The sequence below is a fragment of the uncultured Altibacter sp. genome (assembly GCF_963972995.1).
Classification (GTDB): domain Bacteria; phylum Bacteroidota; class Bacteroidia; order Flavobacteriales; family Flavobacteriaceae; genus Altibacter.
In genome coordinates this window covers 1-21,790 of record NZ_CAXAXI010000016.1, presented here as the reverse complement: position 1 = coordinate 21,790, position 21,790 = coordinate 1, and the positions used below count along the sequence as shown (strand labels likewise).

The 21,790-nt window shown below is 42.0% G+C and carries 20 protein-coding genes and 1 pseudogene; 9 read left to right on the top strand and 12 right to left on the bottom strand.

What is annotated here, in order from left to right:
* Positions 1 to 93 precede the first annotated feature (93 nt).
* The 4 genes from AACZ11_RS08195 to AACZ11_RS08180 form a co-directional block, all read right to left on the bottom strand.
* Positions 94 to 333 carry a Rho termination factor N-terminal domain-containing protein gene (locus AACZ11_RS08195; protein WP_290628565.1) on the bottom strand — a complete coding sequence of 80 codons (240 nt, stop codon included), beginning with the start codon at positions 331 to 333 and terminating at the stop codon, positions 94 to 96.
* 42 nt (positions 334 to 375) lie between these two features.
* Entirely contained in the window at positions 376 to 573 is a 198-nt protein-coding gene (locus tag AACZ11_RS08190) for a hypothetical protein (RefSeq protein ID WP_290628566.1), read from the bottom strand.
* 97 nt (positions 574 to 670) lie between these two features.
* Positions 671 to 1,234: a hypothetical protein gene (locus AACZ11_RS08185; RefSeq protein ID WP_290628567.1), complete on the bottom strand. Its 564-nt coding sequence runs from the start codon at positions 1,232 to 1,234 to the stop codon at positions 671 to 673.
* Between the two features lie 25 nt (positions 1,235 to 1,259).
* Positions 1,260 to 2,792, bottom strand: a complete 1,533-nt coding sequence (locus AACZ11_RS08180; protein ID WP_290628568.1) for a helicase HerA-like domain-containing protein — start codon at positions 2,790 to 2,792, stop codon at positions 1,260 to 1,262.
* An 81-nt stretch (positions 2,793 to 2,873) separates the two neighbouring features.
* Here AACZ11_RS08180 and AACZ11_RS08175 point away from each other — a divergent pair, with 81 nt between their 5' ends.
* Complete coding sequence (locus AACZ11_RS08175; RefSeq protein WP_290628569.1) at positions 2,874 to 3,371, top strand: RidA family protein; 498 nt, start codon at positions 2,874 to 2,876, stop codon at positions 3,369 to 3,371.
* Positions 3,372 to 3,409: 38 nt separating this feature from the next.
* On the opposite strand, the gene AACZ11_RS08170 is transcribed toward AACZ11_RS08175, so the two are convergent.
* Positions 3,410 to 4,147, bottom strand: a complete 738-nt coding sequence (locus tag AACZ11_RS08170; protein WP_290628570.1) for a hypothetical protein — start codon at positions 4,145 to 4,147, stop codon at positions 3,410 to 3,412.
* A gap of 1 nt (position 4,148) precedes the next feature.
* Positions 4,149 to 4,889: a hypothetical protein gene (locus AACZ11_RS08165; RefSeq protein ID WP_290628571.1), complete on the bottom strand. Its 741-nt coding sequence runs from the start codon at positions 4,887 to 4,889 to the stop codon at positions 4,149 to 4,151.
* Positions 4,890 to 5,153: 264 nt separating this feature from the next.
* Here AACZ11_RS08165 and AACZ11_RS08160 point away from each other — a divergent pair, with 264 nt between their 5' ends.
* On the top strand, positions 5,154 to 5,783 hold the full coding sequence (locus AACZ11_RS08160) for a 7-carboxy-7-deazaguanine synthase QueE (RefSeq protein ID WP_339832103.1): 630 nt from the start codon (positions 5,154 to 5,156) through the stop codon (positions 5,781 to 5,783).
* 17 nt (positions 5,784 to 5,800) lie between these two features.
* Here the strand turns inward: AACZ11_RS08160 and AACZ11_RS08155 are convergent, their stop codons facing one another.
* Positions 5,801 to 6,346: a DUF2911 domain-containing protein gene (locus tag AACZ11_RS08155; RefSeq protein WP_290628573.1), complete on the bottom strand. Its 546-nt coding sequence runs from the start codon at positions 6,344 to 6,346 to the stop codon at positions 5,801 to 5,803.
* Positions 6,347 to 6,616: 270 nt separating this feature from the next.
* On the opposite strand from AACZ11_RS08155, the gene gyrB reads away from it, so the two are divergent.
* The 6 genes from gyrB to secDF all read left to right on the top strand — a co-directional run bounded on the left by gyrB (position 6,617) and on the right by secDF (position 16,293).
* A complete protein-coding gene (gene gyrB, locus AACZ11_RS08150; RefSeq protein ID WP_290628574.1) occupies positions 6,617 to 8,557 on the top strand; it encodes a DNA topoisomerase (ATP-hydrolyzing) subunit B in 1,941 nt (646 codons plus the stop codon).
* Positions 8,558 to 8,719: 162 nt separating this feature from the next.
* Complete coding sequence (gene mdh / locus AACZ11_RS08145; RefSeq protein WP_290628575.1) at positions 8,720 to 9,646, top strand: malate dehydrogenase; 927 nt, start codon at positions 8,720 to 8,722, stop codon at positions 9,644 to 9,646.
* 124 nt (positions 9,647 to 9,770) lie between these two features.
* Positions 9,771 to 10,142, top strand: a complete 372-nt coding sequence (locus tag AACZ11_RS08140) for a hypothetical protein (protein WP_290628576.1) — start codon at positions 9,771 to 9,773, stop codon at positions 10,140 to 10,142.
* Between the two features lie 75 nt (positions 10,143 to 10,217).
* On the top strand, positions 10,218 to 12,272 hold the full coding sequence (locus AACZ11_RS08135) for a TonB-dependent receptor plug domain-containing protein (protein ID WP_290628577.1): 2,055 nt from the start codon (positions 10,218 to 10,220) through the stop codon (positions 12,270 to 12,272).
* Positions 12,273 to 12,294: 22 nt separating this feature from the next.
* Positions 12,295 to 13,152 (top strand): hypothetical protein, encoded by an 858-nt coding sequence (locus AACZ11_RS08130; protein WP_290628578.1) that lies wholly within the window; start codon positions 12,295 to 12,297, stop codon positions 13,150 to 13,152.
* A gap of 135 nt (positions 13,153 to 13,287) precedes the next feature.
* Complete coding sequence (gene secDF / locus AACZ11_RS08125) at positions 13,288 to 16,293, top strand: protein translocase subunit SecDF (RefSeq protein ID WP_290628579.1); 3,006 nt, start codon at positions 13,288 to 13,290, stop codon at positions 16,291 to 16,293.
* Positions 16,294 to 16,395: 102 nt separating this feature from the next.
* On the opposite strand, the gene AACZ11_RS08120 is transcribed toward secDF, so the two are convergent.
* From AACZ11_RS08120 to folE, 5 genes are read right to left on the bottom strand one after another with little or no spacing between them, the layout of a single operon-like run.
* Positions 16,396 to 16,890, bottom strand: a complete 495-nt coding sequence (locus tag AACZ11_RS08120; protein ID WP_290628580.1) for a DUF192 domain-containing protein — start codon at positions 16,888 to 16,890, stop codon at positions 16,396 to 16,398.
* Positions 16,887 to 17,717 carry a prolipoprotein diacylglyceryl transferase gene (lgt, locus tag AACZ11_RS08115; protein WP_290628581.1) on the bottom strand — a complete coding sequence of 277 codons (831 nt, stop codon included), beginning with the start codon at positions 17,715 to 17,717 and terminating at the stop codon, positions 16,887 to 16,889. Before lgt ends, AACZ11_RS08120 begins: the two co-directional genes overlap by 4 nt.
* A gap of 60 nt (positions 17,718 to 17,777) precedes the next feature.
* Complete coding sequence (gene yidD, locus AACZ11_RS08110) at positions 17,778 to 18,020, bottom strand: membrane protein insertion efficiency factor YidD (protein ID WP_290628582.1); 243 nt, start codon at positions 18,018 to 18,020, stop codon at positions 17,778 to 17,780.
* On the bottom strand, positions 18,021 to 19,505 hold the full coding sequence (cysS, locus tag AACZ11_RS08105) for a cysteine--tRNA ligase (protein WP_290628583.1): 1,485 nt from the start codon (positions 19,503 to 19,505) through the stop codon (positions 18,021 to 18,023).
* An 18-nt stretch (positions 19,506 to 19,523) separates the two neighbouring features.
* On the bottom strand, positions 19,524 to 20,201 hold the full coding sequence (gene folE / locus AACZ11_RS08100) for a GTP cyclohydrolase I FolE (RefSeq protein ID WP_290628584.1): 678 nt from the start codon (positions 20,199 to 20,201) through the stop codon (positions 19,524 to 19,526).
* A gap of 147 nt (positions 20,202 to 20,348) precedes the next feature.
* Here folE and AACZ11_RS08095 point away from each other — a divergent pair.
* A pseudogene (locus tag AACZ11_RS08095) lies at positions 20,349 to 21,790 on the top strand (hypothetical protein); the annotation flags it as partial.

Here is a 21,790-nt window from a genome sequence, read left to right as displayed (position 1 = left end):
CTTTAAAAACAGCTAAGACGAAATACACGGCATAACCGCTTGACTATTCGAAGGTACAAAATTATCTCTAACACTACTTTATTCAGACATACTCTAATTAGAGCGCAGCGACTTAATGAGTTGCTTTTTATTCATTGTAGAGCGTCCATCGATACCAACCTTCTTCGCTTGTTGGTATAGTTCCTTTTTCGTCCACGCTTCATACGGTTGTGCTTTTCCCCCTTTTTTCCCGGCATCAGGCGTATTTGCGATACGGGCAGCCTTTTCTTTGCTGTATCCTTTATCGCGAAGTGCTTCGTACTGGTCTTCATTTTTAATTCTTGGATCTGGCATAGCAATTAAATTTAAAAACCCTCACAAGGAGGGTTCATGTTATTAATTATTAGATTCGGCTACATCGGTATCCTTTCTGTATTTCAGCAAGCCTATTCCTGCAAAAAAGAATACAACGCCTAAAATAATAAGGGCCCAAGGGCTAAGTCCTACATTCGCACTTCCAAAAGCGCCTAAGACGCCCATGACCAAGGAGATTCCGCCTCCTATTGTTAGAATAAATCCTAAAATCTTAATCATAATTTTCAGGTTTGGTGGTTAATACGATTAAAATTAGGAGATAAGAATTACATGCCGAAGGAACTTAACAAAACCTTGGTATAGTTTTTAGAGAACTTTAATCTTCGGCATCCCAACCGATCATAAAATACTTAAAGGTCGCCTCATCCGGAATTTGGGTCACTTCGATCTTTGCATTGGAGTCATACCTTAAATTTTCGGGAAGTTGTTTTTTATCGATGGTTATAAAAATATCACTGTTCTCTAAAAAAACGACCACTGAATTTATAGTTGATTCAATATCTGCGATCGTATAATTCTCTTTTACCGTTTTAAACGTACTGTTCATGTTAAGCCCCTTATCTGTCTCGTAGCGCTCATCGAACACCTGAACATTGGTGATCACCGAGGTTGGGTCGCTTTCATTATCGGGGGATAGCAATAGTAATTTCTTGCCTCCTTTTTCATATATCTCTACTTCCCCTTGAGTTCCTAGAGCATCGGCTATAGGGTTTAACCGCACAATGGAATCTTGTGCAAAAATAGAATCGATCTGCTTCATCTGTACATCTTTGGTAAGATTGCCAATAGCCCCTTGTTTAATGAGGAAAGGGTCGTTGTCTTTTCCGCATTGTACAAATAAAAGGGTGAGTAATGCTCCTAAAAATAGAGTCTTTTTCATATAAAGTTTGGTTCTTTTTGAGTTATTAACGCATCATTTTTCCGAGAATTCCCAACACGCTGCGTATTACAGTTGGGCTCGTAAGGGTTTTTACCAAAGGATTTTGAGGAGCACGGCGGCGTCTGCTGGTTGTAGTTCTGGACGAACTTCGTTCGACAGCTTCTTTCTCCCGTCGTGCTTTTTCTTTAGCTTCTTCTTGATCAGCAAGTTCTATCTTCTCATTGAGAAGTTCATAAGCACTTTCCCGATCGATGGTTTCGTTGTATTTTTTAATTAATTTGGAATGAGCTGTCAATTCTTCCAACTCGCTATCTTCAAGCACGTCCATACGCGACATGGGTGCACGCAGCAGGGTAGCGGCAAGCGGTGTAGGGATCCCTTTTTCATTTAAAGCCGAAACAAGGGCTTCTCCAATTCCCAGCGAAGTGAGTACTTCATCGGTCTTATAAAAGGTGGAAATGGGATAATTTTCGGCCGTAAGCTTGATCGCTTTTCGGTCCTTAGCTGTAAATGCCCGAAGGGCGTGCTGCACCTTCAATCCCAGCTGACTCAATACAGCATCGGGTACATCGGTAGGATTCTGGGTAACGAAGTACAATCCAACGCCCTTTGAGCGAATGAGCTTAACGATACTTTCAATTTGATTTAACAAGGCTTTGCTCGCTTCGTTGAAGATTAAATGTGCTTCATCAATAAAGATAATTAACTCGGGTCTTCCCGTATCTCCCTGTTCGGGAAAAGTAGCGTAGATCTCAGCCAAGAGCGATAACATAAAGGTGGAGAACAGTTTAGGGCGGTCTTGTATGTCTGTTAACCTCAGTATGTTGATATAACCGAAACCATTCTCGTCGATACGCAAAAGATCGTCTGTATCGAAGGATTTTTCACCAAAGAACAGATCTCCGCCTTGTTGTTCCAATTCCACGACCTTTCGAAGGATCGCTCCCGTAGATGCCGAAGAGATCCTGCCATAATCTTTGGCAAGCTCTTCTTTTCCTTCCTCGGTGGAGTATTGAAGTATTTTTTTAAAATCCTTCAGGTCTAGTAATGGCAGCTTGTTATCATCGCAATATTTGAAGATGACCGAAACGATTCCCGATTGGGTATCGCTCAAATCTAAAATACGGGACAGAAGCACGGGCCCAAATTCACTCACGGTAGCTCGCATGCGAACCCCTTTTTGTACAGAAAGGGATAAGATCTCCACAGGAAACTTCTTTGCTTCAAATGGGATTCCTATTTTTTCATGACGTTCATCGATCTTGGCGTGTCCGGGACTGGGTTGCGCGATACCGCTAAGGTCTCCTTTCATGTCCATTAAAAGTACTGGAATGCCTTTTTCTGAAAGATTTTCGGCCAGTACTTGAAGCGTTTTTGTTTTTCCGGTACCCGTAGCTCCGGCAATAAGTCCGTGACGGTTCATGGTCTTTAAGGGAACTTTTACCAATGCATTTGTAATGGTTTCTCCGTCCAGCATGGCCGCACCTAACGTAATGGCATCTCCCTTAAAGGTATTTCCTTCAGTAATATGGTCAAAAAATGTCTGTTGATCTGCCATCCTTCAAATTTTCGATAAAAATAACAATTGTCACACTGCCAGTGAAATATTCCGTACTTTAAAATTCTAATTTTATAACAAATGAAACAATTATTGATGCACTTCGTTTTGTTTTTCCTTTTCTTCGGAATGGCAAGTTGTAATTTTTCAGAAAAAGATAGAGAATCGCTCCCTGTTTCCGAAGCAGAAAACATACAAGAGATCGTTTTTCATCCTTCTCACGAATCGGCAAAGGCAAATGTTCCCTTTAGTGATGTCGTACAGGTAGGTAATTTTTACTTTCTTTCGGGTCAAATTGGTATGGACCATAGTACGCGCGAACTGGTTCCGGGTGGGATCGAGAACGAAACAGTACAAACCTTAGCGAATATAAAAGACGTGTTACAGCAACATGGTTTGGACTTAGGAGATGTTGTAAAAGCGACGGTCATTCTGGAAGATATGGAAGATTTTGAGGTTTTTAATCGTATCTACAGTCAATATTTGCCGCAAAAACCGGCACGCACGACTTTTGCAGCAAAGGGATTAGCAAGAGCGGCAAAGATCGAAATAGAAGTGGTCGCTGTTAGAAAGGATTGAATTACCGTAAGGTTAGATCACTTAGAAAAAATAGACTGCTAATTTATCTTCTCAATGTATAGATTGGACGATCCCACAGAACGTAATACCGCCGCATTTGAAGCACCCGATTCGATAACCTTTACGGTAATAATATCGTTGGCATTGAGGGTGAAGATTTCATTGAGATGTAACGATGATTGTTCATGGTTGTTGGCAAGTCGTATATAACCGGTAGAGGCATAAGCGCCCATTCGATTTCCGTTAACGGCAAAATAGATCTCAGGAGCCTTTCGTCCGTCGTTTGAGGAACTTGCAATCGAAATATTTACATTTAGTTTATACCTTCCGCTTTCGTTGATCTGTAAACGATTTCCCGAAACCCGGAACAAGCTTGCATTGTCGTTCCATTCCTCATTTCCGAAGATAGGAAGATCGATCACCATCGCAGGATTGATGTCTGTGGTGATATTGGTATTGGAATACTTGGCCGACTGACCAAGATCTGAGGTTCGCGTACTGCGATCGTGAACGGATATCCAGCTCGGTATGACTGGAGTTCCTTCGTTATAATCGAATGTATTGGTAGAATTATTGTAAATAAAGAGCCCTTTTGCAGGAAGCAGAATAAGGTTGCGTTGGGTAGTGGTCATGCTTGGAATCAACATACCTTCAGAAACAGATTCAACTTGTAAAATGGCAGAATTGTCTACGGTCTCGGTGCCAATTCCAATTTGTGAAATTCCGAAGAAAGAAAGAAACAAGAAGCAAATTGTGAGGGAGCGCGTATGTTTCATCTTATAATTTCTTTTCAACGTAGAAGGTTGTGCTTCCGGCATCACGTAGTAGGACAGAACCCGTATTAGCTGCTCGAAAAATTCTTACGGTTACTATATCATTGGCATTTAATTGTAGCACCTCCCTGAGGTGCAGCGATGTTTCTTCATGATTATTGGCGCTTCTAATGTACCCTGTGGAAGCGTATGAGCCAACGGCGACACCGTTAACAAACAGTCGCATTTCAGGAGCATTCCGGTCGGTCGAACCGTTATTGGCTATGGAAGCGTTAACAATAAACTCGTATCGTCCGCCCTGCGTAATAGTCAATTGATGTCCTGAAACCACATACAGTCCAGTATCATCGTTCCATAGCGCGTTCCCGAATACAGGAAGGTTAATGGCACTCGCTTGATTCACATTGGTGGTAACATCTGTATTGCTGTATTTAAGAGAGCTGCCCGGGACGCTTGAAGAAGTGCTCGTTAAGCTCAGCGCTCGCCACACAGGCGTTGAGGGAGTATTTGCATTGTATTGAAATTCATCCGAATCGGTATTATAGATCATTAGTCCGTTGGCAGGATTGCTAATCGTATTTCTTTGCGAAGTGGTCATGCGCGGCACCAACATCCCTTTATTCGTGGAGAAGACGTCGAGTGCTGAGGACGCGTCCGGAGTGGTCGTGCCTATGCCAACTTGAGCGAGAAAAGAATTGGTAATAAAAAGAAGAGCTATTAGTGAGGAGAATGTGTTTATTTTCATGGCGCGGGGGAGCGATGTGTTTAAAAATATACGTAAAAATAGAGTTGTAGGTTTTTACTTGAAAACAAGATTGATTTTTTTCGTTTAAAGGGGATTATTTAGGGATGACCGACATTAGGGGATCATTTTTTTTATGATATTTTGTAAGAATTCCAGAAAATATCACGGGAGTTTTTTATTGCAGAAAAATAGTGATACCGGCCTATTCAGTTTTTTTTATTTCGGCTACCTGTCCAAGCACTTAAAAATGTACCTTTGCACCCTATGCAAAAGGAGATTCAAGTACAGGTAGAACAGGGAGTCATGCTTCCGTTGATGGAAGAGTTCTATACCATTCAAGGGGAAGGATTTCACAAGGGAACTGCGGCTTATTTTATACGTATTGGTGGCTGTGATGTGGGATGCCATTGGTGTGACGTAAAGGAGAGTTGGAACGCTGCCATTCACCCGCCCACCTCCATTGATGCTATTGTTAAAAATGCAGAATTGCATTCTAATACGGTAGTTGTAACCGGAGGGGAGCCGCTCACCTGGAATATGGGTCCCTTAACTCAATCCTTAAAGAATAAGGGGCTGCAAACACATATTGAAACTTCCGGAGCGTATCCGCTCACGGGTCAATGGGACTGGATCTGTTTGTCGCCTAAAAAGATCAAACTTCCTAAGGACGAAATCTATAAAGCGGCAGATGAGCTCAAAGTGATCGTCTATAATAAAGATGATTTTCGTTTTGCCGAAGCACAAGCCGCTCAAGTTTCTTCAACATGTATCCTGTATCTGCAACCGGAGTGGAGCAAACGCGACACTGTAATTCCTTTAATTGTAGACTATGTCATGGCAAATCCCAAATGGAAGGTTTCCTTACAAACACATAAGTACTTAAATATTCCCTAGATAACGAAGAGTGCCTCTTAAAGCGACTTGAACGGAATTTCTATGTACGTACTATCCCAGCCGATCATAAGGGTCGTGCCATCGGGATCGGGGCGAAAGACCATGGACAATGATTCTGTGGGTGCCACGGTTTCTCTGGCAGGAACATTAATTCGGGCAATATCCTTTTCTTTTTTGTAGCTGTAAGCACCCCAGGCGTTGGTATCACTGTTTATGATCACGGTCCAGATTTCTTTACCCGGAATGGTATACAGGGTGTATGTACCCGGTTGTAAGGTATGGGTACCGAACAGCATAGGCTTGTAAAGGGTAAGCTCGGTTGCTTCATTGGCTCCGGTGCGCCACACCTTATCAAAAGGGACCAGATCACCAAAAATCACGCGACCTTTCTTAGAGGGGCGGCTGTATATTACACGCGCCATAGGAGGCGCATTTCTGTCGGCTCTGGCGATCGCAAGATCCATGGGGCTTGCATCCATTTTCGGAAAGGCTTGTGCCTCTAAAGATTGAGAGAACGATAAGGTGGTGAATGTGAGAAAAAGAATAGAATAGAATGTTTTCATAAAATGGCGTTCAATTTTTTTTTGATTGAATAAAAGCAACGGATAAAAAACCACAACTTTAGTGCCAATATAACGCTAAAAATACAGTTTAAAGTATACAATGCGCAAGCGAGCATTTCATATTTAATTTAAAGCATTCAGGAGCCGTATTTTTTTCACAAGAATTTGTTAATAACTTGATGCCTATAAATGGCCGAATCCCCATATTTTAATAGGGGTTTTGTTATATTTGTTCGTTATTAAAGAATTGAACAAAACGACCTAATTTTTATGAGCGAAGAACAAAAAAAAGGCAGCTATGGTGCCGACAGTATTCAGGCATTGGAGGGAATGGAGCACGTACGCATGCGTCCGTCCATGTACATTGGTGATGTTGGTATACGCGGGTTGCATCATTTGGTCTATGAGGTAGTAGATAATTCCATCGATGAAGCGATGGGAGGTTATTGCGATACGATTGACGTATGGATCAATGAGGATAATTCCATAACCGTTAAAGATAATGGACGAGGAATCCCTGTTGACCTACATAAAAAAGAGGGTGTTTCGGCTTTGGAAGTGGTTATGACCAAGATTGGTGCGGGAGGAAAGTTCGACAAGGATTCCTACAAGGTTTCCGGAGGATTGCATGGGGTTGGGGTTTCTGTGGTAAATGCGCTGTCTGAAAACCTGAAAGCTACTGTATATAGAGACGGAAAGATTTGGGAACAAGAGTACGAGCGCGGTAAGACGATGTATCCCGTTAAATCGGTTGGTGATACCAATGAGCGCGGTACTACGGTTACTTTTAAGCCGGATGAAAAGATCTTTCAGCAATCGTTAGAATACAACTACGATACCTTGGCGAGCAGGATGCGTGAGCTATCCTTTCTAAACAAGGGGATTACTATTACGTTGACAGACAAGCGCCAAACAGATGAAAAAGGTGAGTTTGTGAGCGAAACCTTTCACAGCGAGGAGGGGTTGAAAGAGTTTATCCGATTTTTGGACGGGAACCGAGAGCCGTTGATCGCAGATGTGATCTCTATGGAAGGTGAGAAGAACGATATTCCGGTAGAAGTTGCCATGGTATACAATACATCGTTCAACGAAAATCTACACTCTTATGTAAATAATATCAATACGCACGAAGGAGGAACGCATCTGTCGGGATTTCGTCGCGGGTTGACCACAACATTGAAAAAGTATGCCGATGCTTCCGGAATGCTGGACAAACTGAAGTTTGAGATCTCAGGCGATGATTTTCGGGAAGGATTAACTGCGATCATTTCGGTAAAGGTAGCCGAACCACAGTTTGAAGGACAAACGAAGACCAAGTTAGGCAACCGTGAAGTGACTTCGGCTGTAAGTCAGGCAGTTTCTGAAATGCTGGAAAACTATCTGGAGGAAAACCCCAACGATGCTAAAACCATAGTACAAAAAGTGATCTTGGCGGCTACGGCAAGGCACGCCGCAAGAAAAGCCCGGGAAATGGTGCAGCGCAAGACCGTGATGAGCGGTGGCGGACTCCCCGGAAAACTATCCGATTGCTCCGAGCAGGATCCTGCAAAATGTGAGGTCTTTCTTGTGGAGGGTGATTCGGCAGGAGGAACGGCCAAACAAGGCCGGGACCGTAATTTTCAGGCAATTTTACCCCTTCGCGGTAAGATCCTGAATGTGGAGAAAGCAATGCAGCACAAGGTCTTCGAGAATGAAGAGATCCGAAATATCTATACCGCACTGGGAGTGACCATTGGTACCGAAGAAGACAGTAAAGCACTTAACTTAGAGAAATTGCGCTACCACAAGGTAGTGATTATGTGTGATGCGGATGTAGATGGTAGTCACATCTCTACCTTAATTCTCACTTTCTTCTTCCGTTATATGAAGGAATTGGTCGAAGCCGGTTATGTATATATTGCCACCCCACCACTATATTTAGTAAAAAAAGGGGCAAAAAAGGCTTATGCTTGGACCGATAAGGAACGGGATGCCTTGAATGCAGAATTTGGCGGAAGTGCAAATATTCAGCGATATAAGGGTCTTGGAGAAATGAACGCCGAACAATTATGGGATACGACCATGAATCCGGATTTCAGAACGCTACGACAGGTAACCATCGATAACGGAACCGAGGCAGATCGTATCTTCTCTATGTTGATGGGAGACGAAGTACCGCCGCGACGGGAATTTATCGAAAAAAATGCGGTGTATGCTAATATCGACGCATAATTATTTTTAGTTAAAATGAGCAAGCGCCCGGAAATCTTCCGGGCGTTTTGTTTTTAAGAGAATCTTATTCCATTTTAAAACAGATAATTGTACTTTTGCACGACATTTCGAAAACGATCTTTTCAGAAGGAAAAACAATAACCATATAAAAAATCTATTTACATGAAAGTAACAGTTGTAGGAGCAGGTGCGGTAGGCGCAAGTTGTGCCGAATACATTGCAATTAAGAATTTTGCCAGTGAAGTGGTGCTTTTGGATATTAAGGATGGCTTTGCCGAAGGAAAAGCAATGGACCTTATGCAAACAGCATCTTTGAACGGTTTCGACACCCGTATTGTGGGGACGACCAATGAGTATTCAAAAACGGCCGGAAGCGATATCTGTGTCATCACCAGCGGGATTCCTCGTAAACCCGGAATGACGCGCGAAGAATTGATCGGGATCAATGCGGGGATCGTAAAGGAAGTGGCTTCTAACCTTGAAAAACATTCTCCCGACATGGTATTGATCGTGGTGAGCAATCCTATGGATACCATGACCTACTTGGCCCACAAAGCCACAGGACTTCCGAAAAACCGAATTATAGGTATGGGAGGCGCATTGGACAGTGCGCGTTTTAAGTATCGCTTGGCGGAGGCATTGGATGCGCCTATTAGCGATGTAGACGGAATGGTGATTGGTGGACACAGTGACACCGGTATGGTGCCGTTAACACGCCTGGCAACGCGAAACAGCGTGCCGGTCTCCCAATTCATGTCCCAAGACAGGTTACAACAAGTTATGGAAGATACCAAAGTTGGTGGCGCAACGCTTACGAAGTTATTAGGAACTTCGGCTTGGTATGCTCCGGGAGCAGCTGTTTCTTCCTTGGTTCAAGCCATCGCATGTGACCAAAAGAAAATGTTCCCTTGTTCCGTAATGCTGGAAGGGGAATACGATATGAACGATATTTGTATTGGAGTACCGGTTCTCTTAGGAAAGAACGGAATTGAAAAGATCGTAGAGATCGAATTGAATGCTGAAGAAAAAGCGCATATGAAAGAAAGTGCCGAAGGCGTTCGTAAGACCAATGATTTATTGGAAGTGTAGATCGATAAGGCTTTGTATATCAGTCCTCATGAGATGCTTCTCATGAGGATTTTTTGTATGATGCAAACGCATCGGTATGACGAATATCAGTTTTTAAAAGAAGGGAGCGACGTAATTTTGTCGCATGAAATTGATAGTCCTATTTACTGCACTCTTAATTCTTGCCAAGCCATTATGGCCTGTAGCAGAGTATGTAATGAATTATGATTTCATCGTGGAGCGCTTGTGCGAAAACCGTGGCAAACCTGAAATGGAATGTAACGGGAAGTGCTACCTTTCCAAACAACTTTCCAAAGAAGCGGGAGATTCACAAAACAATCCCTTCGAAAAATCATCTGCAAAAGACTTTCTACAACAATGGGTACGTTTTGAAGAACGTGCCATTTTCCAATTCCTTAACCTCGTTTCAAAAACAAAAAAAACAATACACTTTAGGGCAAAACCTGTTCATTCCGGTCTGTTTGCCTTCGCACTCCCAAAACCCCCGGAAGTTTGATATTTTTCATCTGCCTTTTCATGCATTGCATCGAAATAAGGTCTTACTGAATAATCAATATCAAAATTTCAACTCATGAACATTGCTAATAACAGGCCGCTCCCGCTATGGGATCCCGGCAAGATGTCTGGTGTCATCTTATGGGTGCTCGTGCTATGCGTGTTTTGTTCTAAATCACATGCACAGGAAATTTCTGTAGATAGTTTATACATACTTCCTGTCGATTTGAACGAAGTGGTCATTCTGGGAGCCAAAAAGCGCCTCACACATCAAAAACAACACAAACCGTTGTCTTCTTTAGACGAATATTTAGAGACCGCGCAAAAGATAAATCTCATTAAAAGGGGAGCCTATGCGTGGGAACCCTCCCTAAATAATATGACTTCAGAAAGGCTTGCTGTTACAATAGACGGGATGCAGATCTTTGGAGCTTGTACCGATAAAATGGACCCTACCACCTCCTACGTGGATGTTTCTAATCTGGAAGAGGCACAAATTCAGTCGGGTCAACAAGGTGCTCTGTTTGGAAATACCATTGGTGGCGGTATCAATATGAAATTGGGTCACAGTCGCTTCAAGGATAAGGGCTGGTACGGAAGCGTGGAAAATGCTTATGAAAGCAATAATAATTTACGCATTGTTGGTGCCGAGTTGAATTATTCCAAACCTGAATTTTACATCGACGGTGATATTATCTATCGCAAGGCTGACAATTATTTTGCTGGCGATGGTGAAGAGGTGGTATTTTCACAATTCGAAAAATACAATATTTCTTTGAACAGTGGAATTCAATTTTCCGAAGGGAAAAAGCTGGCAACCACGCTCCTTTTCGATCAAGCAAACGATGTAGGGTATCCTGCTTTACCTATGGATGTATCTCTCGCGAGGGCTGTAATTACTTCGGTGAGTTGGCAGCAGGATTCTATTACAGGAAATTTTAAAGATTGGGAGACAAAAATCTATTACAACAACATAAAACATGTAATGGATGATACAAAACGCCCCAATGTGCCCATTCACATGGACATGCCGGGTTGGTCAACAACTGCTGGAGTTTATTCTCAAATGGAGCGAATAAGCGGGAAACATGCACTTTTATTCAAGATCGACGGATTTTATAACAGGTCCTTGGCAGAAATGACTATGTACCCCAATGACCCAAATGAGAATGAGATGTTCATGCTTACGTGGCCCGATGTTCGTACAACCAATACCGGAATATATTTGGCAGACATCATAGCGCTTAAATCGTTTACGGTAGCGCTTTCTGGACGTCTTGGGCTTCAAAATACAAATGTGGCAGATGATTTTGGATTCAACAGTTTAAAGATCTTCTATCCTGAAATGGAGCGTTCTAATACCCGTTTTCTGAAAAGTTTTTCGGTGACTTTTAGCAAGGATCTAAATGCTTTTAGCATGAGTTTGGGCGCAGCTTATGGCGAGCGAGCTCCTTCGGTTTCTGAAGGATTTGGGTTTTATTTGTTCAATAGTTTCGATGCCCATGATTATATAGGCAACCCAAACCTTACGAATGAACAATCGTTGGAGACGAACGCGAAAGTATCCTACAAAAAAGAAAAACTTTCTGTTTCGGCAGAAGTCAATTTCTTTCACATTCCTAATTATATAATCGGTGTTCTCGATTCAAACCTATCGCCTATGACTATTGGAGCTGCCGGTGTTAGGGTGTATACAAATTTGGAGTACGCACAGGTGTTCAATTCGGCTATGTCTGCGAAATATCAATTGCTCAAGGGAATTCATTGGAGCGCCGGACTGTCGTGGCATCGTGGAACCGATAACGAGGGCGAAAACCTTCCGCTCATTAGTCCTTTGACATACAATTCGAGTCTCAGCTATACAGGGAAACGAACTTCCGCATCAATTTCCGTCTCAGGAAATGGAGTGCAGGAGAACTTTAGTGTCCGGTACGGCGAGGATCAAACAAATGCCTATACGGTCGTGTCGGCTACATTAGGACGCCGCTTGGTGATCCACAAAAACGACCTCTACGCAAAAGCCGGGATCGAAAATATATTTGACACTTCGTATTCTACTTTTTCCGATTGGAACAACATTCCAAGAATGGGACGCAACATCTTTATGTCTCTTTCTTATTCAATTAATTAACAACAACTTTAAAACATAAAAAATGAAAACTATAAAAAACATATTATTTCTACTGCTTGCAATAATGGCAGTAACCTCTTGTTCAAAAGACGATACCGAAATCATTGAAGAGACCGTTGATCCCATGGCAACCTATAATCTGATCAAAGCATTGGATTATACAGATCATGTGATAGAGATCTATTCTGAAAAGGAAGCACTCACCGTGGGCTACAATCCAATGTTCATTCGAATAAAGGATAAAATTGCTGGAAGCTATATCTCAAACCCGAACCTTTCTTGGAAACCCATGATGCACATGGAAACGATGATGCATTCGGCTCCTGCTTCAGAAATATCCGGAAGCGCGTATCCTACGGTTTTTTCAGGCTATATTATTTTTCAAATGCCCGGAAATGCTACCGAGTATTGGGACATTACCTTAAATTATACTGTGGCAGGTGTCGATATGACCAAAACAGTACGTATTGATGTTGTAATGCCTTCCGACGGTCTGAAGAAATCACAGGTATTTATGGGAAGCGACGATGTGCGATATATTTTGGCGTATGTGGATCCAAAAATGCCTCAAGTGACGGTCAATGACTTTACGGCTGTTCTATATAAAATGGAAGACATGTTGACTTTTAGCGTGGTCGAAAATTATAAAATTGCGGTAGACCCAAGGATGCCGGGTATGGGGAATCACTCTTCACCCAACAATCAGGATCTTACATATATGGATGCGGACAAGATGTATCACGGTAAACTTTCCTTAACCATGACGGGATACTGGAGGATTAATCTTAAACTCATGAATGAGGCGGGAGATGTCTTAAAAGGAGAAGATGTTACAGATACCAACACCGAAAGTAGTTTGTATTTTGAATTGGAATTATAATCTTAGTACAGACACCCAAAAAAAGGCCGCCATAAACGGTCTTTTTTTGTTAAACAATTAAAAAGAAAATAATTGTCATTTCTTTTTTGAAAACCTATATTTGCACGTTTTTAAAATTATTTAAACATTCATAGAATGCAAAACAAAGGACTAATTACAGTATTTGCGATATTATTTGGATTGGTGAGTTTGTACCAACTTTCCTTCACATACATTGCAAACAAGGTTGAAGATGAAGCGAAGGTGTTTGCAGATGCCAAGTACCCTAAAGAGCAATCGGAGGAGAGAGATGCGGCCGAGGTTCAATACCTGGATTCTGTGGCGCAGGAGCCTGTTTTCTTAGGGATTGATTACAAGACCGCAAAAGAAAAGGAGCTTAACAAAGGACTGGATCTAAAAGGAGGGATCAATGTGATCTTACAGATCTCTGTAAAAGATATCTTGAAAGGTCTTGCAAACGATTCTAAAGATGCCGCTTTCAATCAGGCGTTAGCTAACGCTACCGAGCTTCAGAAACAAAGTCAGGATACGTACTTAGAATCTTTCTTTACTGCATTCGAAGCCCTACCGGGGGATAACCGATTGGCTTCTCCAAGCATCTTTTTCAACAAGAACTTAGAAGAAGAGATCGATGCCAATATGACCAATGATGAGGTAAAAAGCGTGATCGAGAAAAAGATTGATGAGGCGATCGTCTCTGCTTTTGAGGTATTGAGAAAACGTATCGATAAGTTTGGTGTAACACAACCCAACATTCAGCGTATAGGAAATTCTGCTCGTATCTTAGTGGAACTTCCGGGAGCGAAAGATATTGAAAGAACCAAAGATCTTCTTCAGAAAACAGCACAACTCGAATTCTGGGAAGTCTATAAAAGTGAAGAGATGGCAGGTTTCTTAATAGAAGCCGAACAAAAAGTGGTGGAGCTTACAAAAGCCGAAACTCCCGAAGAAGAAGCACAAGATAGTACAGCTACCGAAGATGACGAGATCAACGAGCTGTTGAAAGGAGAGGATGTAACCGAGACCGAAGGGGATGGAATAAAGACCAATCCTATCCAAGCACGAATTATTTCACCGGGATTCCAAGGGACACCTATCATTGCAACTTTTACATTAAAGGACACAGCGGTTATCAACAGCTACTTGCGCATGCCTCAGGTGAAGAATGTGCTTCCAGCCGATAAACGTACTACTCGTTTTGTATGGGGAAAACCGGAATTCAATGAGCAATTAAATCAGGACGTTACTTCTTTATATGCTTTAAAGGTTGGTAAAGATGGAAAACCACCATTAAGTGGAGGAGTCGTTGTAGATGCGGCACAATCATACGATCAAGTAGGACGTGTTGCGGTAGATATGCAAATGAATGGTAAGGGAGCAAAGACTTGGGAAGAAATGACGGGTAAAGCGTTCAATACGCAAAGTCAGATCGCCATTGTGCTGGATGATATCGTATATTCTGCTCCCGGTGTAACTTCGGGTCCTATATCCGGAGGACGTAGCTCTATTACCGGAGATTTTACAATTACCGAAGGGCAGGATCTTGCAAACGTTTTACGTGCGGGTAAATTACCTGCTTCCGCAGAGATCATCCAAGGAGAGGTCGTAGGACCAACCTTAGGGCAAGAAGCTATTGATAGTGGAATCATTTCTTTCGTGTTGGCATTGGCATTCGTATTGTTATGGATGATCGGGTACTACGGCAAAGCAGGTCTTTTTGCAGACGTTGCATTGGCAGTGAATATTCTATTCATATTTGGGATCTTGGCAGGACTTGGAGCGGTGTTAACGCTTCCGGGAATCGCGGGTATCATTTTGACCATTGGTATGTCTGTGGATGCGAACGTGCTTATCTTTGAGCGTATCCGAGAGGAACTCGACAAAGGTAAAGCTCAAAAAGATGCGATCAAGGACGGTTTCAATAATGCCTTGTCTTCTATTTTGGATGCAAACATTACAACAGGTCTTACCGGTCTTATCTTATTGGTCTTCGGAACAGGACCTATTCAAGGTTTCGCAACCACCTTATTGATAGGTATTCTTACCTCTCTGTTCACGGCGATCTTTATTACGCGCTTGTTCATTGACAGCTATACTAAGAACGGGAAACCGCTACCTTTCTCAACAGGAGTTACTAAGAATCTATTTAAAAATGTAAATATTAAGTTCCTTGAGAAACGTAAGATCGCTTACGTGATCTCCGGAATTTTGATCTTGATTAGTTTGGGATCCTTATTTACTGTAGGACTGAACCAAGGTGTTGATTTCGTTGGAGGTCGCACATATACAGTTCGTTTTGCACAAGATGTAGACGCTGTTGCGGTTCAAGAAGATCTTATCGAGGTGTATGGAAGTGCCGAAGCAAAGACCTACGGTGGAGACAACCAATTAAAGATCACTACAAAGTATAAAGTAGACGACAGCGGTAATGAGGTTGATCAAGAGATCGAGCAAATGTTGTATCAGGGATTGCAGCCGTACCTTCCTGCTGATATGACCTTTGAGGACTTTACTTCAGATCAGGAAGATAAGACCGTAGGTAGAATGGAATACTATAAAGTAAGCCCTACCATTGCAGATGATATTAAAAAATCATCTTTTTGGGCAGTACTGGGATCTTTGATCGTGGTTTTCCTATACATCCTATTGCGCTTTAGAAGATGGCAATTTAGTTTGGGAGCCGTTGCTGCGGTATTCCATGATGTTCTAATTGTATTGGGGATCTTCTCTCTTACGTACAGGATCATGCCATTTAGCATGGAGATCGATCAATCGTTCATCGCAGCTATCCTAACGGTTATTGGATACTCGCTCAACGATACGGTGGTTGTTTTTGACAGAATTCGTGAGTATTTCAACGAACATAGTACTTGGAAAATGAACCGAGTGATCAACGCTGCATTGAACAGTACTTTGAGTCGTACGTTAAATACATCCTTAACCACCTTGATCGTATTGTTATGTATGTTCTTTATTGGAGCAGAATCAATACGCGGATTGCTATTTGCCATCATCGTAGGAATTGTGGTAGGTACATATTCATCTTTGTTCATTGCAACACCGGTGATGTACGATACTGTGAAGAAAAAAGGTATCGACCTTTCCGATAAGAAAAAAGAAGAGCCTGTAGAAACAGTGTAATTCTCTTTTCTAATACTGAAACAAAAAATCCCTTCGATCTTCGAAGGGATTTTTTTTATGTTGTAATTATTTTTTCTGAAGCAATAAGTGCTTACACCATCCTTATTGTTCCAATCGGCTCCAGTCAATGCTGTCTCCTTTTTCAAGCCCCCACGTATCACTAAGTCCGGCATTGACCTCCAGTACATAAATAGCTGGTGCTTCTGAAGGTAGAGAGGTTTCGTCAAAAGGTTGTGCATTTTTCCTAATAGTAACGATCTCATTGTTCTTATTGATAAAGAGGATGTCCAGTGCAAACTCGGTGTTCTTCATATAGAATGCGCGACGTTGTTCATTTTCAAAAACAAAGAGCATCGCCTGCGAATCGGGCATTGATTTTCGATACATCAGTCCGGTTTCAGTTTGGTAGGCGTCATCGGCGATTTCGATATCCAGTCGTGCCACGACCGAGTCTGTTTCAGCCTTACGTAATGTGAGCTCTCCTTCTTTGGTAAATGTAACCTCTTTGGTAAGTACTTTTTCTTCGGTTTTTTCTTTGCAGCTAAGCGGCAATACGAGCATTCCCGCTATTGCCATGGTGATCCAATATCGTTTCATTGGGTATAAGGCTTTTTTGAGGATTGAATCATAAAATAGATTCCGGCAATTATGAATGGAATACTTAACCATTGTCCCGTAGACAAAGCGTTTCCAAGAGCACTTTCAAAGCCGCCCTGACTCTCCTTCACGAACTCTACAAGAAAACGAACGGTCCACAACAAGATTAAAAAGACGCCAAAGATATACCCCAAAAAATTTCGTTTGTCCGTCTTCCAATAGATGTACCACAATAGTAAAAAGACAATAATATAACCTGCAGCTTCATATAATTGAGCAGGATGGCGGGGGAAATCTTCATTCAATTGCTTAAAGACGACACCATAATTGCTATGAGTTGCATCCCCAATAATTTCAGAATTGATAAAATTCCCGATACGCACAAAAATACCACCACAGGCCACGGCAATTACCACGCGGTCCAAGATCCAAAGTACCGGTTTCTTCAATACTTTCTTACTGTAGATGAACATGGCGATGATAATGGCAATGGCGGCACCGTGACTTGCCAATCCTCTAAAGCCCGTGAATTCAAATTCAGGAACCGTTTGAAAGGGCAAAAAGACCGAAAGGGGATCTTCATTGAAGATTTCAGGTTCATAAAAGATCACATGGCCTAAACGAGCCCCTACCAGTGTGGCGATGACCGTATAGATAAAAAGACTGTCCAATTTTTCCAGCGGAATGCCTTCATTCCTGAAGATTCGTTTCATAATGAACCAACCCAACGTAAAGGCGATCACGAACATTAGACTGTAATAACGGATCATGAAAAAACCAAGATCGATCCCTTCACTCGGATCCCAAACAAAACTTAAATACTGCATGGTTTTCTATTAAAATTGCCCGATAAAGATAACAAAATAGGTGAGGGAAGCTAAGTGGTTTTATGTATTTTCTTTTTCTGAAGAGGGTACGGGATCATAACCCGAGCCCCCCCATGGATGACAGCTTGCAATACGTTTTATAGACAACCACCCGCCGCGTAGTAGTCCGTGTTTTTGCAAGGCTTCAACAGTATAATGAGAACAGGTAGGCGTGTATCTGCAACTGGAAGGTAGCAGTGGAGAGATAAAGGATTGATACCCGCGAATCAAAAGTATGAATGGGTATGTAAGATACCGTTTCACCTAGTTCAAAGAAAAAGATGTACCTTCTTTACCGTCATTGAGTTGAATGCCTACTGCGGCAAGTTCATCACGAATTCGGTCACTGGTGTCAAAATCCTTGTTGGCACGCGCTCTGTTACGCAATTCAATGAGCAATGCTACGGCACCATTTAGTTTTTCGGTTACTTCCGAACCCTCGTTCGAAGCATCTTCCAGACCCATTACATCAAAAATAAAGTCGCGCATTGTTTCTTTGAGCATTTTCTTATCTGCTTCGGAAATGGTTGCAGAGCCGTCTTTAACTGCATTGATAAATTTCACCCCTTCAAACAACTGTGCAATTAGGATAGGACTATTGAAATCGTCATTCATGGCATCATAGCACGATTGCCGCCATTCAGAAATACTTGTACTGCTTGGGGCAGAAGTAGGCAGCGCATCAATAGCATGATACGCTTCCATCATTCGATGAAACCCCTTTTCTGAAGCAAGTAATGCTTCATTGGAAAAATCCAGAATGCTTCGGTAGTGTGCTTGATACATAAAGAATTTAGCCACTGTGGGAGAAAACGCTTTGCTTAAGATATCGTTGTTGCCGGAGAACAATTCGTTGGGTAGTATATTATTTCCGGTCGATTTTGACATCTTCTTGCTGTTCAGTGTTAACATATTGGCATGCATCCAATAATTTACAGGTGTTTGTTGCGTAGAAGCCTCCGCTTGTGCGATCTCACATTCGTGATGCGGAAATTTTAGGTCCATCCCGCCGCCGTGAATATCGAACTGATTTCCCAGGTATTTTGTACTCATCGCCGTGCACTCGAGGTGCCAACCCGGAAAACCGTCACTCCAAGGAGATGGCCAACGCATGATGTGTTGAGGCTCTGCTTTTTTCCAGAGTGCAAAATCCTGTGGATTCTTTTTTTCAGATTGGGCCGCTAATTCTCGCGTATTCGTGATCATATCTTCCAGCTTTCTTCCGCTCAATTTCCCATAGGCGTGTTCTTCATTGAATTTCACCACGTCGAAATACACAGAGCCGTTCTTTTCGTAGGCGTACCCTTGAGCAATGATCTTCTCCACTATTTGAATCTGCTCAATGATATGGCCTGTCGCAGTGGGTTCGATACTTGGAGGTAAGGCATTGAATTGTGCCATAATGGTATGGAAGTCTACCGTATATTTTTGAACCACTTCCATAGGCTCCAATTTTTCAATTCGGGCTTTCTTTAAAATGGGATCATCCCCGCTTTCACCGTCATTTTCCAAATGGCCCGCATCTGTAATGTTGCGCACATACCGAACGGTATATCCCAAATGTCTCAGATAGCGAAAAACAAGGTCGAAAGACAAGAACGTACGGCAGTTTCCCATGTGGACATTACTGTAAACAGTAGGACCACAGACATACATTCCCACGGCTCCGGCATGGAGCGGGACGAATTTTTCTTTGGTCTTACTAAGGGAATTGTAAATATAAACGTCCTGTTGCTCGTAACCTTTCATTCGGTGCGTTTAAATCAATTAAAATTCGGTATCTAAATGGATATAATCTAAAAATTCTCGTCTTGTTTGCGGGTCTTTAAACTTCCCTCCAAACTCGCTGGTGACTGTACTGCTGTCAATGTCACGGATGCCTCGGGAATTCACACATAGATGTTTTGCATCGATCACGCAGGCAACATCTTCGGTGCCGAGCACTTTTTGTAATTCTTCTACGATTTGCATGGTAAGACGCTCCTGAACCTGTGGGCGCTTTGCGAAATAGTCGACCACTCGGTTCATTTTCGACAAGCCCACCACGGTACCGCTAGAGATATAGGCAATGTGTGCTTTACCCACGATGGGTAGTAAGTGATGTTCGCAGGTAGAGTATAAAGTAATGTTTTTTTCTACCAACATTTCACCGTATTTGTATTTATTCTCAAAGGTAGAAGCTTTTGGCTTTCGATCGGGGTGCAATCCGCCAAAGATCTCTTGAACAAACATTTTTGCCACACGAGTGGGTGTCCCTTTTAGACTGTCGTCTGTTAGATCTAACCCAAGTGTGTTCATGATGTTTTGAACATCTTTTTTAATAAGGGCAATCTTTTCAATATCACTAAGCTCAAAAGCATCGGGGCGCAATGGGGTATCTGTTGAAGACCCAATATGGTCGTCTCCTTGTGCTTCAATCGCTCTAAGCTGTTTTTCTAGATCCATATACATAATGATTCAGCATGCAAAAATACAAGGGGCAAAGATACGCATTCAGCGAATGCTATAAAAGATTTCAATGTCACTATTTTTAAAACTAAAGGGATAATTTCATAATATTTTCTTAATTTTCAGACCTTTTAATTTATTATAATGAAAAATAACTATTCCCCATTTTTAATACTACTTTTTGTTCTTACATTTTCTTTTTCAGGATTTTCACAAGGCGGCGTATGTGCCGACATTGAACCTTTTTGTGCGGGAGATCAAGCCTTGATTTTTCCAAATTGTAATAATGTAGACCCTAATTGTAATAACTCTGCTGAATTAGGACCGGATTATGGCTGTTTAATAACTCAACCATATCCCGCATGGTTCTTTTTGCAAATAGATCAGGCAGGTGACCTTGACTTCCAAATAATACAAAATACATCTTTCGATGTTAATGGAAATCCTACAGGAACAGGGTTGGATGTTGATTTTATTTGTTGGGGACCTTTTAATCAAGGTGATGATCTCTGTGATTATTCTCAGCTGCAATCTTTTAATGAAATTGACTGCAGTTTTTCTATTGCTCCTGTTGAAAATTTTACGATTCCGGGAGCAGTTCCGGGACAGATTTATGTATTGGTCATAACAAATTACAATCAGAGCCCCGGATTTATTAGTTTACAACAAACAAATGCGGGAACTCCCGGTTCCGGTTCTACAGATTGTTCTATTCTTACCACTCAAATAGGTTGTGAAGGAGACGTATTCACGTTGGATGCAACTACCTTAGGAGCATCAAATTATTTATGGGAATATGATGATGGCACAGGGTATGTAGTTATATTTAATGGAAATTTCCCAAGTATAAACGTAACTCAACCGGGAGATTATAGAGTTACTATAAGTTTCAATTTAGGTACCGATCAAATTAGAGAATTTGAAGTTATAATTTATCCGCAGCCCGTAATCGCCTCTCCTCCCAATAACCTCTTTCAGTGTGCCGATACCGGTACAGGCATTTTTGATTTGACGGTAAACACACCCCTTGTTCTAGGTGGTCAAAATCCGGCTGATTATAATATTACCTATCATACTTCACAAGCCGATGCAGATTCCGGCGCAGCTCCGATTGGAACTCCCGGTGCCTATCTTATTGCCACTCCACCTGTAGAAACTGTTTATGTACGTATTGAGGATCTTTCAGGAACGTGTTTCGCTACAGATTCGTTTACTATTACATTCGCAACGGTGACCTCTGGTCCCGTCACTCCCAATCCGTTTATTATATGCGATCAAGATAACAATGGAATGGAGGTCATCAATCTTTCAGCGGTTTTCAATCCTATGGTGCTTGCCGGACAAAATCCCTTGGATTTTACAGTAAGTTATCACACAAGCCAAGCCGATGCCGATAACGATGTTGCGCCCTTGCCAACATCCTATATCGTCACAACGGCAAATGCAGGTTCAACGATTTATATTCGAGTTGAGAATAATGACGAAACGACTTGTTTTGATACCAGTCAAAATTTTGTCATTAACATGGATACACCTCCTGTTGTCAATCCAATGCCGGACCCTTTGGTAGTTTGTGATGATGACAA

Excerpts from the sequence above, each read along its gene's own strand:
- AACZ11_RS08195 (WP_290628565.1), bottom strand. The coding sequence starts at position 333 with ATGCCAGATCCAAGAATTAAAAATGAAGACCAGTACGAAGCACTTCGC.
- AACZ11_RS08190 (WP_290628566.1), bottom strand. The coding sequence starts at position 573 with ATGATTAAGATTTTAGGATTTATTCTAACAATAGGAGGCGGAATCTCC.
- AACZ11_RS08185 (WP_290628567.1), bottom strand. The coding sequence starts at position 1,234 with ATGAAAAAGACTCTATTTTTAGGAGCATTACTCACCCTTTTATTTGTA.
- AACZ11_RS08180 (WP_290628568.1), bottom strand. The coding sequence starts at position 2,792 with ATGGCAGATCAACAGACATTTTTTGACCATATTACTGAAGGAAATACC.
- AACZ11_RS08175 (WP_290628569.1), top strand. The coding sequence starts at position 2,874 with ATGAAACAATTATTGATGCACTTCGTTTTGTTTTTCCTTTTCTTCGGA.
- AACZ11_RS08170 (WP_290628570.1), bottom strand. The coding sequence starts at position 4,147 with ATGAAACATACGCGCTCCCTCACAATTTGCTTCTTGTTTCTTTCTTTC.
- AACZ11_RS08165 (WP_290628571.1), bottom strand. The coding sequence starts at position 4,889 with ATGAAAATAAACACATTCTCCTCACTAATAGCTCTTCTTTTTATTACC.
- AACZ11_RS08160 (WP_339832103.1), top strand. The coding sequence starts at position 5,154 with ATGCAAAAGGAGATTCAAGTACAGGTAGAACAGGGAGTCATGCTTCCG.
- AACZ11_RS08155 (WP_290628573.1), bottom strand. The coding sequence starts at position 6,346 with ATGAAAACATTCTATTCTATTCTTTTTCTCACATTCACCACCTTATCG.
- gyrB (WP_290628574.1), top strand. The coding sequence starts at position 6,617 with ATGAGCGAAGAACAAAAAAAAGGCAGCTATGGTGCCGACAGTATTCAG.
- mdh (WP_290628575.1), top strand. The coding sequence starts at position 8,720 with ATGAAAGTAACAGTTGTAGGAGCAGGTGCGGTAGGCGCAAGTTGTGCC.
- AACZ11_RS08140 (WP_290628576.1), top strand. The coding sequence starts at position 9,771 with ATGAAATTGATAGTCCTATTTACTGCACTCTTAATTCTTGCCAAGCCA.
- AACZ11_RS08135 (WP_290628577.1), top strand. The coding sequence starts at position 10,218 with ATGAACATTGCTAATAACAGGCCGCTCCCGCTATGGGATCCCGGCAAG.
- AACZ11_RS08130 (WP_290628578.1), top strand. The coding sequence starts at position 12,295 with ATGAAAACTATAAAAAACATATTATTTCTACTGCTTGCAATAATGGCA.
- secDF (WP_290628579.1), top strand. The coding sequence starts at position 13,288 with ATGCAAAACAAAGGACTAATTACAGTATTTGCGATATTATTTGGATTG.
- AACZ11_RS08120 (WP_290628580.1), bottom strand. The coding sequence starts at position 16,890 with ATGAAACGATATTGGATCACCATGGCAATAGCGGGAATGCTCGTATTG.
- lgt (WP_290628581.1), bottom strand. The coding sequence starts at position 17,717 with ATGCAGTATTTAAGTTTTGTTTGGGATCCGAGTGAAGGGATCGATCTT.
- cysS (WP_290628583.1), bottom strand. The coding sequence starts at position 19,505 with ATGAAAGGTTACGAGCAACAGGACGTTTATATTTACAATTCCCTTAGT.
- folE (WP_290628584.1), bottom strand. The coding sequence starts at position 20,201 with ATGGATCTAGAAAAACAGCTTAGAGCGATTGAAGCACAAGGAGACGAC.